The organism is Janibacter massiliensis, from assembly GCF_900289115.1.
Taxonomy (GTDB): Bacteria; Actinomycetota; Actinomycetes; order Actinomycetales; family Dermatophilaceae; genus Janibacter_A; species Janibacter_A massiliensis.
This window is the reverse complement of sequence record NZ_LT985209.1, coordinates 1-837: the sequence shown is the minus strand read 5'-3', so window position 1 is coordinate 837 and position 837 is coordinate 1. Positions and strand designations below refer to the sequence as shown.

Genomic DNA, 837 nt, shown 5'->3' with positions numbered 1-837 from the left:
GCGGCCTGGACCAGGAGGCTGACGGACAGCATACCGGCAGATATGAAAGAGCCGAGGGTGCTGGTTTTTTTTTCCACGCGAAGGACGCATACGAGGGGGGGGTTCGTCTCCTGGGGCCGGGGGTGGGTTTAAGGGACCGCCGGCGGGGGTACTGGGTCGATCCGGGTCACCGAGCCGGCGATGGCGACCAGCGCCGGGTCGTGGGTCGCGACGACGAGCGATCCCCCGGCCCGCGCGTGCCCGGAGAGGACCCCGGTGACCGCCGACCACGCCCGGCGGTCGAGCCCGGCGGTCGGTTCGTCGGCCAGGACGACCCCGGGTCGGTGCAGCACGGCGGCGGCGGCGGCGAGCCGGCGCTGCTCGCCGCCGGAAAGGGTGATCGCGTCCTGCTCGGCGCGCCCACCGAGGCCGACGGCCTCGAGCAGGGTCACGGCCTGCTCGCGAGCGACGAGCTCGTTCTCGGGGGTCACGGCTCGGGTCGTCACCAGCATCTCGTCGAGGACGCTGCGGGCGACGAGACCGGCCCCGGTCCACTGCGGCACCCACCCGACCCGCGCAGCGAGGGCGCGGCTGTCGAGGTCGCGCGGGTCTGCGTCGCCGGTCCGCGGCGGATCACCGACGACCTCCGCCACCGAGCCCGCCAGGGCCGCGAGGACCGTCGACTTCCCGGCGCCGCTGCGCCCGGTGAGCGCGGCCACGTCCCCTGCTCCCGCCGTCCACGGGCCGATCCGCGCGGTGGTCCGGCGCCGGATGTCGCCGGTGCGCAGCGCCGTCTCCCGCACGACGTCGAAGCCGCCGGTCGTCGTCACCGCCGCTGACGCCGGGGGGGCCAGGGGC

General features: G+C 75.7%; 1 protein-coding gene. It reads right to left on the bottom strand.

The features are described 5' to 3' along the window. Positions 1-128: 128 nt before the first annotated feature. On the bottom strand, positions 129-837 hold a 709-nt coding region (locus DAA34_RS12035; RefSeq protein ID WP_234354294.1), incomplete at its 5' end, for an ATP-binding cassette domain-containing protein.